The following is a 14,070-nucleotide window of genomic DNA, read 5'->3' as shown; positions in this document are numbered from 1 at the left end:
GGCCGGATGAGGGATCAATGCGCCATGTAGCTGGGGGATATGTGCATGGCAGTTTCGACGCAAAGACTCGCGGTCGCGGCAGTTTCGGTGGTGGCGATCGGGCTTGTGGTCAGTTTCGCGCTGACCCGGGGCGGCAACGATCAGTTCGCCGATTGCCGACAGGGCGTGGTCGCCGGTGGGGCGGGCGCGATCGGCGGGCCGTTCACGCTGGTGGACAAGACCGGCGCCACCGTGACCGATGCCGATGTCATCACCGAGCCGAGCTTGCTGTATTTCGGCTATACCTTCTGCCCGGATGTCTGCCCGCTCGACAATGCCCGGAATGCCGAGGCGGTCGATGCGCTGGAAGAAATGGGTTATCAGGTGACGCCGGTGTTCATTTCCATCGATCCAAACCGGGATACGCCCGAGGTGATGGGCGAATTCGCGTCGATGATGCATGAACGCATGATCGGCCTGACCGGCAGCGAAGAACAGGTTCGGGCCGCAAGTCAGGCCTATCGCACCTATTACAAGGCGCAGCCGGCCGAGGATGATTATTACCTCGTCGATCATTCGACACAGACCTACCTGGTGTTGCCGGGCCATGGCTTTGTCGAATATTTCAACCGCGATGTCGCGCCGCAGCAGATGGCCGAGCGCGCCGCCTGTTTCATCGAGGCTGCCAGCTAGGCAGAGTTTGACCCCAGCCGCCTAACGCCCTAGAACGGTTCAACGGACGATGTGGGGGAAACTCGAAAAATGGCCGAGGACGAACATGCCGAGCTGGGGCCTGACAGATCCCTTTTGCTGGTCGATGACGATGCACCTTTCGTCACCCGGCTTGCACGCGCCATGGAAAAGCGGGGCTTCGCGCCTGTCACGGCCGAAAGCGTAGCGGCAGGCAAGGCCATCGTCCAGCAATCGGCCCCGGCCTATGCGGTGATCGACCTGCGGCTGGAAGATGGCAACGGGCTCGACGTCGTCGAGGCACTGCGCGAGAAGCGGCCCGATGCGCGGATCGTGGTGCTGACCGGCTACGGCGCCATCGCCACGGCCGTCGCCGCGGTGAAGATGGGCGCGACCGACTATCTGTCGAAGCCGGCCGATGCCAATGACATCACCGCGGCGCTGCTGTCCACCGGCGAGGCACTGCCGCCTCCGCCCGAAAACCCGATGTCTGCCGACCGTGTGCGGTGGGAGCATATCCAGCGCGTCTATGAGATGTGCGACCGCAATGTCAGCGAAACGGCGCGTCGGCTGAACATGCACCGCCGCACCTTGCAGCGCATCCTGGCGAAACGCAGCCCGCGCTGAAACTGGCGGAGACTTGCCGTCCCGCGACAGCCGCAAGACCCCGAAGCGCCGCTTCGGGGTTTTTTCTTTGCATTTTGCATTTCCCGGAATTAAATGGCGAAAGAGGGATGAGATTTTAAGGGATCAATGATGAACGCTTTCAACCTGGACGATCTTTCGCTGAAAGAGCTGCGCGACCTTCAGACACAGGTCGCACGCGCGATAGCGTCTTTTGAAGACCGCAAGAAAAAAGAAGCCCTGAGCGAGCTAGAAGAAACCGCCCGCAAACTGGGGTTCTCGCTGGCAGAGCTGACCGGCGTGCAGGTGCAAAAAAAGCGCAAATCCGCTGCACCGAAATATGCCAATCCGGCAAGCCCGTCCGATACCTGGACCGGCCGGGGCCGTCGGCCGCGTTGGGTCGAGGCTGCGCTGAAAGAGGGCAAGAGCCTGGACGATCTGGCGATCTGACGCCTACGGCATCAGCGCCATGAGATCACCGTGCCGGGCGGTGTAATCCGCCCGCACCTCGGCCGGCGGCCGCAAGCGGATCTCCAGCCCCTGCATCACCGCCCGGTCGGGACGGCCGAAGAACCTGTCCGCCTCGGCTGCGGTAAAGCCGGCGATCTGTACCGCTTCCAGCCAGGCAGACAGCCGGTCGGCGCGCTTGATGTCTTTCTTGATCCCCACCGGCAGCATTGCGGGTAGGCCAAAGCGCAAATGCACCGCAGCCGTCAGGCGCTGGTCCAGTTCGCCATAGGTCGGACCAATGGCGGATTTCACCGGGCTGATCATGTCGCCGATCACATATTCGGGGGCATCGTGCAACAATGCTGCCAGCCGCCATTTCACCGGGGCCCCCGGCACCAGCCGCGCGAAGATTTCCTCCACCAGCAGCGAATGCTCGGCCACCGAATAGGCAAAGTCGCCCCGCGTCTGCCCGTTCCAGCGTGCGACAAACGCCAGCCCATGGGCAATATCCTCGATCTCGATATCCAGCGGCGCCGGGTCCAGCAGATCAAGGCGTCGGCCTGACAGCATCCGCTGCCAGGCGCGCGGGGGTTTTTGCGAAACTCGGGCCATGACAACCGTCTTTTTGGGGATCGTTCTGCCCTGATTACGGGCAGGCCGCCGCCCTGTAAACGCCGCTGGGGGAACCAAATGGGCCCCGCCGCGCTTGTTATGCAGAGATTCAACCGATCAGGCCGCGCGCAGTCGCAAGCCGATCCCCGCAAACATCACCCGGACCGCAAAGGAGCCGCTGATGAAAACCTCCCAGACCGCCACAGTTTTCGCCGCCTTGGGCCTCGTCGTAGCTGCCGCCACCCTGGCGATGACGGCGCCGGCCGAGTCGTTCTCGTACCGGCTGGCACCGCCGTCCGAAGCCGTGCAGCGCAGCGCCGAGGCACCAAGCCTTGATAACCTTGCCGTTCTCGATCTTGTGACCGCCTATGGCGACGACCAGGCCTATGACGAACCCTATTGCGATGTACGCGTCACGGTGACCGAGAAGCTGTCGAATGACTTCGAGGAAAACCGGGTCAGCGCTCCGCAAGAGCGCGACGGGGTCTTTGTCGAGCTTTGGGCCTCGGACCGGCTGGGAACCTGGACGATGCTGGCCACCCGCACCGATGGCATCGCCTGCGTGATCGAGACCGGGCGGGATTGGGCTGGCGAAACGGGACTCGACGCTCTCGCGGCCGGCTGACCTGTGCAATCGTTGGTAAATCGCCGGGTGCTGCGCATTGCCGCAAGCGCCCGGCAATGCTACGTGCTGACCTGAATTTGTTGGGTCAGGAGGCACAGGCTGCCATGGATTACATCGTCAAGGACATCTCCCTCGCCGCCTATGGTCGCAAGGAACTCGATATTGCAGAAACCGAGATGCCGGGCCTGATGGCGCTGCGCGAGGAGTTCGGCGCCGCGCAGCCGCTGAAGGGCGCGCGCATCGCCGGCAGCCTGCACATGACCATCCAGACCGCCGTGCTGATCGAGACGCTGAAGGCGCTTGGCGCCGATGTGCGTTGGGCCAGCTGCAACATCTTCTCGACCCAGGATCACGCCGCCGCGGCCATTGCCGAAGCCGGGATCCCGGTGTTTGCGACCAAGGGCGAGACGCTGGAAGATTACTGGGCCTATACCGACAAGATCTTCCAGTTCCCGGAAGGCACCTGCAACATGATCCTCGACGATGGCGGCGATGCCACGCTCTACATCCTCTTGGGCGCGCGGGTCGAGGCTGGCGAGACCGGGCTGATCGATGTGCCGACCTCGGATGAGGAAGTGTGCCTGTTTGCCCAGATCAAGAAGCGCCTTGCCGCCTCGCCGGGCTGGTTCACCGCACAGCGCGCCGCGATCAAGGGCGTGTCGGAAGAAACCACCACCGGGGTTCACCGCCTGTATGACCTGCACAAGAAGGGCCTGCTGCCCTTCCCGGCGATCAACGTGAACGACTCTGTCACCAAGTCGAAGTTCGACAACAAGTATGGCTGCAAGGAATCGCTGGTCGATGGCATCCGCCGCGCCACAGACACCATGATGGCCGGCAAAGTCGCCGTCGTCTGCGGCTATGGCGATGTGGGCAAGGGCTCCGCCGCCTCGCTGCAAGGCGCCGGTGCCCGCGTGAAGGTGACCGAGGTGGACCCGATCTGCGCACTTCAGGCGGCGATGGACGGATTTGAAGTTGTGCTGCTGGAAGACGTCGTCGCATCCGCCGACATCTTCATCACCACCACCGGCAACAAGGACGTGATCCGCATCGAGCATATCCGCGAGATGAAGGACATGGCCATCGTCGGCAATATCGGCCATTTCGACAATGAGATTCAGGTCGCCGCGCTGAAGAACCACAAATGGACCAACATCAAGGACCAGGTGGACATGATCGAGATGCCTTCGGGCGCGCGGATCATCCTGCTGTCGGAAGGCCGGCTGTTGAACCTTGGCAACGCCACCGGCCACCCGTCCTTCGTGATGTCGGCCAGCTTCACCAATCAGGTGCTGGCGCAGATCGAGTTGTGGACCAAGGAAGGCGAATATGCCCCGGGCGTCTACATCCTGCCCAAGCATCTGGATGAAAAGGTCGCCCGCCTGCATCTGAAGAAGATCGGCGTGAAACTGACAGAGCTGCGCAAGGATCAGGCCGACTATATCGGCGTGAACGTGGACGGCCCGTTCAAGTCGGAGCATTACCGCTACTGATCACCGCGCCAGAACGCGACAAACCGCCCGGGCCCTGCGCCGCGGGCGGTTTTCTTTTGCCATCACGCGCCCGTGAGCCCTATGCTTAGCCTGTCCCGAGGGGTTCGGGGCGGTTCAAGGCCGGTGCAATTCGGCTGAATAAGGGTGGAAGAACATGGGTAAACGTGAAGACCTCGTTGCGAAGTATGCCGAGGCGTTGCAGAGCAAATGCGGCATCGAGGTCGATATGGCGCTGCTGACCAAGGTCACCATCGGCTGCGGACCGGCGATCTACAACGCCGATGCCGAAACCATTGCCGCGTCTGACAAAGCAGAGCTGGAGCGGGTGAAGGCCAATTTTCTGATGAAGAAACTGGGGCTTGCCGATGGGCCAGAACTGATGGCGGCGATCGACGCCGCGGTCGAGACCTATGGCAAATCCGACCGCAACAAGTATCGGCCGGCGATCTACTACCTGCTGGTCAAGCAGTTCGGCAAGGAATCCGTCTACGCCTGACGGCCCTGGCACGGCGCCCGCTCAGGTGCCGTGCTTAATGCCATATTCACCTTAACACCCTGATTTCATGTCGATTTCTTTGAAATCGCATCTTGCATGGAATCGCCGCCGACTCTAGGGTCCATCCATAGGCCAGTAGGCCGAGACCTTTTGCAGTCACGTGTGGTGAGTAGGGAGCACGTGGGGTGGGGGAGGGTCTCGGTAGGGGTGCCGGGGCCCTCCGTTTTTTCGGGGGACGCCCCGCTTTGGCGCAGTTCGGCGCCCAGGCACCGCCGGTATGGAAACCCTACAGAACCTATACATATCCCATATGGCTCTGCGCCCGGATCCGGGGAACATTCCACGCGCGGAGCCGTTTTATGGGGGCACTGCGGGCCGCACCCGGTGCAGCCCGCGCAACCAATGGAAGGATTCCCCCATGGCCCTCTTTGGCGCAGATATCCACACGATGGACGACCTCTACCTGCACACCCTGCAGGACATCTACTATGCCGAAAAGCAGATCGAGAAAGCCCTGCCGAAAATGATCGAGAAAGCCACGGCCCCGGCGCTGAAAAGCGGCTTCGAAATGCACCTCGAAGAAACCCGCGGCCATGTCGCGCGGCTGGAGCAGGTGTTCAGCCTGCTGGGCGAAAAGCCCAAGGCGGTGACCTGTCCGGCCATCGACGGCATCATCAAGGAAGCCAACGAGATCGCCGGCGACATCGACGATGACGGCGTTCTGGACGCGGCCCTCGCTGCCGCCGCGCAGGCGGTAGAGCACTACGAGATCACCCGCTATGGCACCCTGATCGCCTGGTCCAAGGAACTCGGCCGCACCGAATGCGCCGACCTGCTCCAGGAGACCCTGGCCGAGGAAAAGGCCACGGATGTGAAGCTGTCGAAGCTGGCGGAAAGCCGTCTGAACCGCGCCGCGTAAGGGGTGCGGCCGCTCGTCCCGGGTGGGGCGGGCGGCTAGCTGAACGAAAGATGCCGCCCGGATACTCTGGGCGGCATTTGCGTGCGGATCGGGTGGTTTGAGAAGGATGGTGCCGCTGAAGGGACTCGAACCCCCGACCCCATCATTACGAATGACGTGCTCTACCAGCTGAGCTACAGCGGCATCCTTCTCGGCATAGAACCTGTTGCTCTGCGAGCAGAGCAACATCGGCACACCGGAGGTGCGTTTACCCGGTCAGGGGCCATCGTGCAAGGTGGAAACGTTGGCCGTCCGGCTTGGGCGCCCGCCCCGCAAGCAGGCGGAAATCACCCTTCGAAAACCCTCACCACTTCTTCCCCCGCGGCACCACCGTCCTGTTTCCCCGCGGCCCGGTCTCCACCGGCGTGTTGTCGCGGTTCTCCTCCACCAGCTTGCGCCAGCGGTCGAGCCTTGCGGGGTCCAGCGTGCCCGCCTTCACCGCGGCCTGCACGGCGCAGCCGGGTTCGTGGCCGTGGGTGCAGTCGCGGAAGCGGCAGTTCGGGGCCAGTTCGGTGATTTCGGCAAACAGCGTCTCCAGCCCTCCGGCGACATCGCTGACATGCAGGGTGCGGATGCCGGGCGTGTCGATCACCCAGCCGCCGCCCTTGATCCCGTGCAGGGACCGCGAGGTGGTGGTGTGGCGGCCCTTCGCGTCATCCTCGCGGATGTCGCCGGTTTCCTGTTCGTCCTCGGGCGCCTTGTCGGCGAGCATGTTCAACAAGGTGGACTTGCCGACGCCCGAGGAGCCGACCAGCGCCACCGTCTGCCCCGGCCCGCACCAGGGCGCGAGGATCGTCACCGCCTCGGGGCTTTTGGCGTTCAGCGTCACCACCTCCAGCCCGCGTTGCAGGACGGCGGCCTGCTGCTGATAGGGGGCGGGGTCCTCGACCTGATCGGCCTTGGTCAGCACGATGACCGCACGGGTGCCGGCCTCGTTGCACAGGGCCAGATACCGTTCCAGCCGGGCCGGGTTGAAATCGGCGTTGCAGGAGGTGACGATGAACAGCGTATCGACATTGGCCGCGATCAGCTGCGGGACGCGGGCGCCCTCGGTATGGCGCTGCAGCAGCGCCCGGCGGTCGAGCCGGCGGATCAGCAGGTGGGTTTCGGGCTCTGCCAGGATCCAGTCGCCCACTGCGAAATCGCCGGTGTTGAGCTTGGGCGGCAGGCGCAGCTTCACCGGGCCGGCCGCGCCGATGGCGGTCATCCGGGCGCGGTGGACCGTGGCGATGCGCTGCGGGCACAGCGCGGCCTCATCCTCCGCCAGCTGATCGCTGAAGAAATCGGACCAGCCAAGGTCGGGCAGGGTGGGGGGCGTATCTGGGGCGCTGTCGGTCATGGCATAGCCATGTCCGCGAGACCGCGCCGATGCAAGCCTTTCCGCATCCGGGCTGTCCCTTGCGCGCGCGCCGGGTTGCGCCCTATCGTGCGGGGAGGGAGCCATCATGACCAGATTTGCACGCCGGACGTTGATCGCTGGGGCCGCGGCGCTGATCGCGGCCCCGGGTTTGTTGCGCGCGGCAGAGCCGATCCGGCTGGGGCTGACGCCGGTGTTCCTCGACAATGATGCCGAGGTGATCGCGCGGCTGCGGGCGGCGCTTGGCACCGGCAGCGGGCGCGCGATAGAGCTGGTCCAGCGCCGCACCTATCAGGAGGTGACGGGGATGCTGCTGGAGGGCGCGGTCGATGCCGCCTGGCTCTGCGGCTTCCCGTTCTTGCAGCACGAACCGGCGCTGGCGCTGCTGGGGGTGCCGGTTTGGCGCGGGGCGCCGCTGTATCAGTCCTACCTGATCGTGGGGCGCGACGATCCCGCCGCCGCGCTGCCCGACCTGCAGGGCGGCACCCACGCGTTTTCGGACCCGGACAGCAATTCGGGTTGGCTGATCACCGCGTCTGACCTCGCCCGTATCGGGGCGCGGCCCGAGGCGTTCTTTCTGCGCACCCTCTTCGCCTATGGCCACCGCAATGTGGTGCGGGCGGTGGCGGGCGGGCTGACGCGGTCGGGCAGCGTCGATGGCTATGTCTGGGAGGCGCTGGCGGGGGTGGAGCCGGGGCTGACGGCGCAGACGCGGGTGATCGGAAGGTCGGAGGAACTTGGCTTTCCGCCCTTCGTGACCCGGCGCGAGCGCGTCGATGATCCTGCCGTCACTGCGTTGCGGGGCGCGTTGCTGGGCCTGTCGGGCACCGCCGAGGGGCAGGCGGCGCTGTCGCTGCTGCAACTGGACGGGGTGGTACCGGGCGAGGCGGCGCTGTTCGACGGCATCCGCGCCCGGATGCGCGACGTGCAGGCCGGGTGATGGTGCCGGCCGCGCCCTTGCGGGGATTGCCGCTGTCGGTGCGGGTGCCGCTGATCGCGGCGGGGCTGATGGTGCTGGTGGGCGTCGTCGCCTCGCGCCAGGTGCTGGTGTCACTGGATGCGGTGCAGGAGGAGCGGCTGCGCGAGCTGGCGCGGCTGCATGTGGACGGGCTGGCGGTGGCGCTTGGCCCCTCGGTCCTGCGCCGCGACGTGTGGGAGGTCTATGACACGCTGGACCGGGCGACGAGCGCGCTGGCCGGGCAGCGGATGGTGCTGACCGTGGTGGCGGATGAGGCGGGGCGCGTCATTGCCGCGTCGGACCCGCGGCGGGCGGCGGTGGACAGCGACCTTGCGCCCCTGTTGCAGGCGGCGCAGGCGGTGGATGAGATCCGCCTGCCGCGCGGCGATGACCCCGTGCATGTGCGGGCGGAGCTGGCCTATCAGGGCCGCGCCGTGGGCCAGATCGTCAGCGAGCTGGATGTGTCGGATCTGGTGGCCGAACGGCGGAGGGCGGGGCTGTACCTGCTGGCGGGGAATGCGCTGGCGACGCTGGTGCTGGCCTGCGGCGGGTATCTGGCGGTGCGGCGGATGCTGCGGCCGGTGTCGATGCTGGCCGGCCACATGGCGCGGACCGAGGGGGTGCCGGTGGCGATTCCGGCAGCCGATCTGCCGAAGGGCGATACCGAACTGGCGCGGCTGTTCCAGACCTACAACGCCATGTCGGGCGCGGTGGAGGCGCGGGCCGAGGCCGAACGGCGGCTGGCCGAGCGAGAGCGCTTTGTCAGCCTGGGACGGCTGTCATCCTCGCTGGCGCATGAGATCAACAACCCGCTTGGCGGGCTGCTGAACGCCACCGACACCATCCGCACCTATGCGGACCGGCCCGAGGTGGTGCGCGAGGCGGCGGACCTTCTGGACCGCGGTCTGCGGCATCTGCGCGACGTGTCGCGCGCGACGCTGGAGCAGAACCGGCTGGACCGGCACGGCATGGCGCTGACGCCCGAGGATTTCGACGACCTGCGCCTGCTGTTCTCGCCCGAGGTGTCGCGGCTGGGGCAGGTGCTGGACTGGCAGGTGGCCGCCCCGGCCGCCGCGTTGGCGGGCTTCCCGGCGGCGGCGGCGCGGCAGATCGCGCTGAACCTGCTGCTGAACGCCTCGGCTGCAGCGGGCAATGGGGGCCGCGTCGGCCTGTCGGTGCGGGCGGATGCGGAGGGGTTGGTGCTGATGATCCGCGACAGCGGGCCGGGCCTGCCGGAACCCGCGCGCCTGCGGCTGATGACCGATGCGCCGCTGCAGCCGGGCGGCGGCGTCGGGCTGCGGCTGGTGCGCGATCTGGTGGCCGCGGCGCGGGGCCGGGTGGAGTATGCGCGGTGGGACGGTGTGTCCGAGATCACGGTGCATCTGCCGGCGGGGGAGGCGCCATGCTGACCGGCCGCCGCATCGCGCTGATCGAGGATGACGAGATCATGGGCGGGTCCATCGCGCAGCGGCTGGGGCTGGAGGGGGCCGAGGTGGTCTGGCTGAAGCTGGCGCAGCGGGCGATCGGCGCGCTGCGCACCCCGCGCGCTCCGATCGACGCGGTGGTCTGCGACATCCGCCTGCCCGACGGCACTGGCGAGGAAGTGTTCACCACGCTGTGCCGCACCATCACGCCGCCGCCGTTCCTGTTCATCACCGGGCAGGGCGACATCCAGCAAGCGGTGCGGCTGCTGCAATCGGGGGCGGCGGATTACATCACCAAGCCCTTCGAGATGGCGCCGTTTCTGCAGCGGCTGGTGCTGCTGCTGCGTCCGCGGGGGGCGGTGGCGGACGATCTGCTGGGCATCTCGCCCGCGGCCCGGCGGATCGAGGAGCTGGCGGCCACCGCGGCGCTGACCGACCGGCCGGTTCTGGTGCGCGGCGGCCCCGGCACCGGCAAGGCGCTGGTGGCGCGGCGGATCCATGCCGCCTCGGACCGGGCGGCGGCGCCGTTCGTGCATGTAAACCTTGCGCGCGAGGCGGACGCGCTGGCCGCGATCATGGAGGGCGCGGCGCAGGTGGGCGAGGGCGTGCTGTTCCTGAACGGGCTGGAGCGTTTGCCGGGCGCGGCGCAATCCTGGCTGATGGGCTGGCTGGACGGGCGGCCCGCGGCGCGGATCATCGCGGCCTGCGGGCTGGACATCGCGGCGGCGGTCGAGGCGGGGGCATTCCGCGGCGACCTCTACTTCCGGCTCGACCTGTTCGAGATCCCGATCCCGCCGCTGCGGGATCGCCCCGACGACTCGCTGTGGCTGCTGCACCGGCTGTTCGAGGCGCTGAACGCAAGGCGCGAGCCGCCGCTCCGCGGCATCTCGGCGCTGGCCGAGCAGGCGGTGCGGGGGCATGACTGGCCGGGAAATGGCCGCGAGCTGCGGGCGCGGCTGGTGCAGGCGATGACCACGGCGGAGGGTGAGATGCTGTTCCCCGCCGACCTGTTCCCGGAACGGCAGACCGCCGCGGAGGGCGATTTGCCCAGCCTGTCGCAGGCCCGCGATACCGCCGAGCGGGCGCATATCCTTGCGGCGCTGGAGCGCACCGGCGGGCAGGTGGCCGAGGCGGCGAAGCTGCTGCAGGTGTCGCGCACGACGCTGTGGGAGAAGATGCAGAAGCTGGGACTGTAACCGCGAGGCGGACGTTCGGAGATCCGAACGCCGCGAATAACCCCTCAGGTGCAACGACTTGCCGCGCCGCAGTATCGGCCCCGGCCCCGTCGCGGGCCACCGTCCGTCCCTGATACCCTGCCCGCAGGGAACCTAGGGAGGGACGTACCCATGAAATGCAACAAACTGGTGGACACAGGCCGCCGACAGTTCCTGCGCGGCGGTGTGCTCGGCGCGGCAGGGGTCGCGGCAGGGGCCGTGCTGCCCGCGAGCCAGGCCAAGGCGCAGGCCCGCGCGATGGTGGATTATCCGTCGAACCGGCTGGCGAACCTTGCTGATCTGACCCTCAACGAGCCGATGGACATCACCTATCCTGATGCCGAAAGCCCCGGCGTGCTGCTGAAGCTTGGCACCAGGGTCGAGGGCGGGGCCGGACCCGATGGCGACGTCGTCGCCTTCTCGGTGCTGTGCCCGCACAAGGGCTACAACATGTCCTATCACGCCGCCGACAAGACGCTGAACTGCCCGGGGCATTTCAGCCGCTTCGACTGCGAGGCGGGCGGGCAGCAGGTCTGGGGCCATGCCACGCAGAACCTGCCGCAGTTCAGCCTGCGCATCGACGATGCCGGCGACATCTTTGCCGAGGGCGCCGACGAGCTGATCTATGGCCGTCTGTCCAACGTTCTGGAAAGCTGAGGGAGGATACATCATGGCCTACAAGCGCCAGATCGACCGTCTGCCGATCATTCCCGCAGACGCCAGGGTTCAAAACGTCACCTGCCACTATTGCATCGTCGGCTGCGGCTACAAGGCCTACACTTGGCCGCTGAAGCAGCAGGGCACGACCGACAGCAACTGGGCGGGCGTGGACCTGTCGCAGCAGCAATATGCCGAAACCGACGCCTGGTATGCGCCGTCGATGTACAATGTCGTCAAGCAAGGCGGCAAGGATGTGCATCTGGTCATCAAGCCGGATGTGGATTGCGAGGTGAACCTTGGCCTCGGCTCTGTCCGCGGCGCGCGGATGGCCGAGAACCGGCGATCCGACATTACCGGCACCCAGCAGCAGCGTCTGACCGACCCGCTGGTCTGGCGCTATGGCACCTGGCAGCCGGCCAGCTGGGATGACGCGCTGGACCTTGTCGCCCGTGTCACCGCCCGGGTGGTGGACAAGGAGGACGAGAACGACCTTTACGTTTCCATGTTCGACCACGGCGGGTCTGCCGGCGGGTATGAGAACACCTGGGGCACCGGCAAGCTGTATTTCGGCAGCATGAAGATCAAGAACTGCCGGATCCACAACCGCCCTGCCTATAACTCCGAGGTGCATTCGACCCGCGACATGGGCGTGGACGAGCTCAACTACGCCTATGAGGACTACCAGCTGGCCGACACCATCTTCCTGGTCGGCACCAACCCGGTGGAATGCCAGACCAACCTGTACCTGAACCACATGGTCAAGGGGATGCAGAACGGCGCGAAGGTGATCGTCGTCGATCCGCGCCGCACCGTGACGGTGGACAATTCCGAACAGGTGGCGGGCGCCGAGAACGTGCTGCATCTGGCCATCGAGAGCGGGTCGGATCTGGCACTGTTCAACACGTTGTTCACCTATATCGCCGATCAGGGCTGGGTGGACGCGGAGTTCATCGCCGCCTCGACCTTCCAGGGCGATGTGGCGGTGGCCGAGGATGCGGCGCATCCGGCCGCGCTTGGCTCGTTCGAGGCGGCGCGGGACGCTTGCCGCCTGTCGCTGGCCGACGGCGCGGCGATCACCGGGCTGACCGAGGCGCAGATCGTGCAGGCGGCGGAATGGATCGCCATGCCCAAGGAAGACGGCAGCCGCCGCAAGACGGTGACCGGCTATGAAAAGGGAATCATCTGGGGCAATGACAACTACCGCGTCATCGGCGCGCTGGTGAATATCGGCCTCGCCACCGGCAATGTCGGGCGCGAGGGCGGCGGGGTGTGCCGTCTGGGCGGACACCAGGAGGGGTATTTCCGCCCGTCGGATGCGCATGTCGGGCGGCCTGCGCCTTACATCGACCAGCTGATCATCGGCGGCGGTGGCAAGGTTCACCACATCTGGGCCAACGACCACTACAAGACCACGCTCAACGCTGCCGAATTCAAGCGCGTCTACAACAAGCGCTCGAACATGGTGAAGGAGGCGATGGATGCGCGCGCCGGTGCGACCCGCGAAGAGCTGGTCGATGCCATCGTCGGCGCGATCGAGGCAGGCGGCATCTTCTCTGTCTGCGTCGACATCATCCACAGCCAGATCGGGCAGGCGGCGCATGTGATCCTGCCGGCGGTGGAATCGGGCGAGATGAACCTGACCTCGATGAACGGCGAGCGGCGGCTGCGGCTGGTCGAGAAATACATGGACGGGCCCGGTTCGGCGCAGCCCGACTGCATCATCGCGGCGCGGCTGGCAAACCACATGGAACGGGTGCTGCGCGAGGAGGGGCGCGAGGAGTATGCCGACCAGTTCCAAGGCTATGACTGGGAGACCGAGGAAGACGCCTTCATGGACGGCTATCACACGGCCAACCCCGAGGTGACCTATGCCCGGTTGAAGGACATGGGCAACAATGGCGTGCAGGAGCCTGTCACCGGCTTTGCCGATGGCAAGCTGGTCGGGACCAAGCGGCTGTATACCGATGGCGTCTTCACCCGCCACGGGCGCGAGGATGGCAAGGCGCTGTTCTGCATGGGCGCGTGGCGCGGGCTGCAGGCTCCCGGCAAGGCGCAGCAGAAGGCCAGCTTCCGCTTCCTGATCAATGCCGGGCGGGCCAACCTCAACTGGCAGAACTGGTTCCTCGACCAGAAGAACGAGTTCGTCATGGACCGTTTCCCGGTGCCCTTCATCCAGATCCACCCCGAGGATATGGCGGAACTGGGCCTGAACCCCGGCGATATGGTCGAGATCTACAACGATGTCGGCGCGACGCAGGGGCTGGTCTATCCCGAACCGACGGCGCGGCGGAACGAGACCTTCATGATCTTCGGCGCGCCCAACGGCACGCAGGGCAACGTGATCAACGCCGGCACCAATGAGCTGATCCTGCCGAACTACAAGCAGACCTGGGCGAATATCCGCAAGATCTCGGATGCAACACCGGCTGCGGCGCGGGTGTCCTACAAGTCGTGGGAAGTGGAGCTGTAAGCAAAACGCCCCGCCCGGTGATTGGGCGGGGCGACTGTCGGGTTTGGGGCGGGGCGCTGA

Annotated in this window: 14 protein-coding genes and 1 tRNA gene; 12 read left to right on the top strand and 3 right to left on the bottom strand. The window is 66.2% G+C overall.

Going from position 1 to position 14,070, the window contains the following annotated elements:
- Positions 1-45: 45 nt before the first annotated feature.
- The 3 genes from GVY41_RS10470 to GVY41_RS10460 all read left to right on the top strand — a co-directional run bounded on the left by GVY41_RS10470 (position 46) and on the right by GVY41_RS10460 (position 1,743).
- Positions 46-672, top strand: coding sequence for an SCO family protein (locus GVY41_RS10470; protein WP_161346184.1), 627 nt, complete (start codon positions 46-48; stop codon positions 670-672).
- 69 nt (positions 673-741) lie between these two features.
- Positions 742-1,296, top strand: a complete 555-nt coding sequence (locus GVY41_RS10465; RefSeq protein ID WP_161346182.1) for an ActR/PrrA/RegA family redox response regulator transcription factor — start codon at positions 742-744, stop codon at positions 1,294-1,296.
- A 129-nt stretch (positions 1,297-1,425) separates the two neighbouring features.
- Positions 1,426-1,743 (top strand): H-NS histone family protein, encoded by a 318-nt coding sequence (locus tag GVY41_RS10460; RefSeq protein WP_161346180.1) that lies wholly within the window; start codon positions 1,426-1,428, stop codon positions 1,741-1,743.
- 3 nt (positions 1,744-1,746) lie between these two features.
- On the opposite strand, the gene GVY41_RS10455 is transcribed toward GVY41_RS10460, so the two are convergent.
- Positions 1,747-2,355, bottom strand: a complete 609-nt coding sequence (locus tag GVY41_RS10455; protein ID WP_161346178.1) for an HD domain-containing protein — start codon at positions 2,353-2,355, stop codon at positions 1,747-1,749.
- Between the two features lie 181 nt (positions 2,356-2,536).
- Between GVY41_RS10455 and GVY41_RS10450 the strand changes: the two genes are divergently transcribed.
- From GVY41_RS10450 to GVY41_RS10435, 4 genes are all read left to right on the top strand, one after another.
- On the top strand, positions 2,537-2,980 hold the full coding sequence (locus GVY41_RS10450; protein WP_161346176.1) for a hypothetical protein: 444 nt from the start codon (positions 2,537-2,539) through the stop codon (positions 2,978-2,980).
- Between the two features lie 104 nt (positions 2,981-3,084).
- Positions 3,085-4,473: an adenosylhomocysteinase gene (ahcY, locus tag GVY41_RS10445; RefSeq protein ID WP_229726035.1), complete on the top strand. Its 1,389-nt coding sequence runs from the start codon at positions 3,085-3,087 to the stop codon at positions 4,471-4,473.
- A gap of 154 nt (positions 4,474-4,627) precedes the next feature.
- A complete protein-coding gene (locus GVY41_RS10440; RefSeq protein WP_161346172.1) occupies positions 4,628-4,969 on the top strand; it encodes a DUF2853 family protein in 342 nt (113 codons plus the stop codon).
- 418 nt (positions 4,970-5,387) lie between these two features.
- The gene (locus GVY41_RS10435) at positions 5,388-5,888 is read left to right on the top strand and encodes a YciE/YciF ferroxidase family protein (protein WP_161346170.1); all 501 of its coding nucleotides are present in this window, start codon (positions 5,388-5,390) and stop codon (positions 5,886-5,888) included.
- Positions 5,889-5,995: 107 nt separating this feature from the next.
- On the opposite strand, the gene GVY41_RS10430 is transcribed toward GVY41_RS10435, so the two are convergent.
- Together GVY41_RS10430 and rsgA are read right to left on the bottom strand one after the other, a co-directional pair.
- A tRNA-Thr gene (locus GVY41_RS10430) sits at positions 5,996-6,071 on the bottom strand.
- A 160-nt stretch (positions 6,072-6,231) separates the two neighbouring features.
- Positions 6,232-7,266: a ribosome small subunit-dependent GTPase A gene (gene rsgA / locus GVY41_RS10425; RefSeq protein WP_161346168.1), complete on the bottom strand. Its 1,035-nt coding sequence runs from the start codon at positions 7,264-7,266 to the stop codon at positions 6,232-6,234.
- A 106-nt stretch (positions 7,267-7,372) separates the two neighbouring features.
- On the opposite strand from rsgA, the gene GVY41_RS10420 reads away from it, so the two are divergent.
- From GVY41_RS10420 to GVY41_RS10400, 5 genes are all read left to right on the top strand, one after another.
- Entirely contained in the window at positions 7,373-8,224 is an 852-nt protein-coding gene (locus GVY41_RS10420) for a substrate-binding domain-containing protein (RefSeq protein ID WP_163535488.1), read from the top strand.
- Complete coding sequence (locus GVY41_RS10415; RefSeq protein WP_161346166.1) at positions 8,224-9,651, top strand: sensor histidine kinase; 1,428 nt, start codon at positions 8,224-8,226, stop codon at positions 9,649-9,651. The genes GVY41_RS10420 and GVY41_RS10415 overlap by 1 nt, the downstream gene beginning before the upstream one ends.
- Positions 9,645-10,862 carry a sigma-54-dependent transcriptional regulator gene (locus GVY41_RS10410; protein WP_161346164.1) on the top strand — a complete coding sequence of 406 codons (1,218 nt, stop codon included), beginning with the start codon at positions 9,645-9,647 and terminating at the stop codon, positions 10,860-10,862. The genes GVY41_RS10415 and GVY41_RS10410 overlap by 7 nt, the downstream gene beginning before the upstream one ends.
- A gap of 150 nt (positions 10,863-11,012) precedes the next feature.
- On the top strand, positions 11,013-11,537 hold the full coding sequence (locus GVY41_RS10405; protein ID WP_161346162.1) for an arsenate reductase (azurin) small subunit: 525 nt from the start codon (positions 11,013-11,015) through the stop codon (positions 11,535-11,537).
- 13 nt (positions 11,538-11,550) lie between these two features.
- A complete protein-coding gene (locus tag GVY41_RS10400; RefSeq protein ID WP_161346160.1) occupies positions 11,551-14,010 on the top strand; it encodes an arsenate reductase (azurin) large subunit in 2,460 nt (819 codons plus the stop codon).
- Positions 14,011-14,070 lie beyond the last annotated feature (60 nt).

It is taken from the genome of Frigidibacter albus, assembly GCF_009908165.1.
Classification (GTDB): domain Bacteria; phylum Pseudomonadota; class Alphaproteobacteria; order Rhodobacterales; family Rhodobacteraceae; genus Frigidibacter; species Frigidibacter albus.
Note: the sequence above shows the minus strand (reverse complement) of the source record. Positions and strands in the feature narration are given on the sequence as shown.

Excerpts from the sequence above, each read along its gene's own strand:
- GVY41_RS10470 (WP_161346184.1), top strand. The coding sequence starts at position 46 with ATGGCAGTTTCGACGCAAAGACTCGCGGTCGCGGCAGTTTCGGTGGTG.
- GVY41_RS10465 (WP_161346182.1), top strand. The coding sequence starts at position 742 with ATGGCCGAGGACGAACATGCCGAGCTGGGGCCTGACAGATCCCTTTTG.
- GVY41_RS10460 (WP_161346180.1), top strand. The coding sequence starts at position 1,426 with ATGAACGCTTTCAACCTGGACGATCTTTCGCTGAAAGAGCTGCGCGAC.
- GVY41_RS10455 (WP_161346178.1), bottom strand. The coding sequence starts at position 2,355 with ATGGCCCGAGTTTCGCAAAAACCCCCGCGCGCCTGGCAGCGGATGCTG.
- GVY41_RS10450 (WP_161346176.1), top strand. The coding sequence starts at position 2,537 with ATGAAAACCTCCCAGACCGCCACAGTTTTCGCCGCCTTGGGCCTCGTC.
- ahcY (WP_229726035.1), top strand. The coding sequence starts at position 3,085 with ATGGATTACATCGTCAAGGACATCTCCCTCGCCGCCTATGGTCGCAAG.
- GVY41_RS10440 (WP_161346172.1), top strand. The coding sequence starts at position 4,628 with ATGGGTAAACGTGAAGACCTCGTTGCGAAGTATGCCGAGGCGTTGCAG.
- GVY41_RS10435 (WP_161346170.1), top strand. The coding sequence starts at position 5,388 with ATGGCCCTCTTTGGCGCAGATATCCACACGATGGACGACCTCTACCTG.
- rsgA (WP_161346168.1), bottom strand. The coding sequence starts at position 7,266 with ATGACCGACAGCGCCCCAGATACGCCCCCCACCCTGCCCGACCTTGGC.
- GVY41_RS10420 (WP_163535488.1), top strand. The coding sequence starts at position 7,373 with ATGACCAGATTTGCACGCCGGACGTTGATCGCTGGGGCCGCGGCGCTG.
- GVY41_RS10415 (WP_161346166.1), top strand. The coding sequence starts at position 8,224 with ATGGTGCCGGCCGCGCCCTTGCGGGGATTGCCGCTGTCGGTGCGGGTG.
- GVY41_RS10410 (WP_161346164.1), top strand. The coding sequence starts at position 9,645 with ATGCTGACCGGCCGCCGCATCGCGCTGATCGAGGATGACGAGATCATG.
- GVY41_RS10405 (WP_161346162.1), top strand. The coding sequence starts at position 11,013 with ATGAAATGCAACAAACTGGTGGACACAGGCCGCCGACAGTTCCTGCGC.
- GVY41_RS10400 (WP_161346160.1), top strand. The coding sequence starts at position 11,551 with ATGGCCTACAAGCGCCAGATCGACCGTCTGCCGATCATTCCCGCAGAC.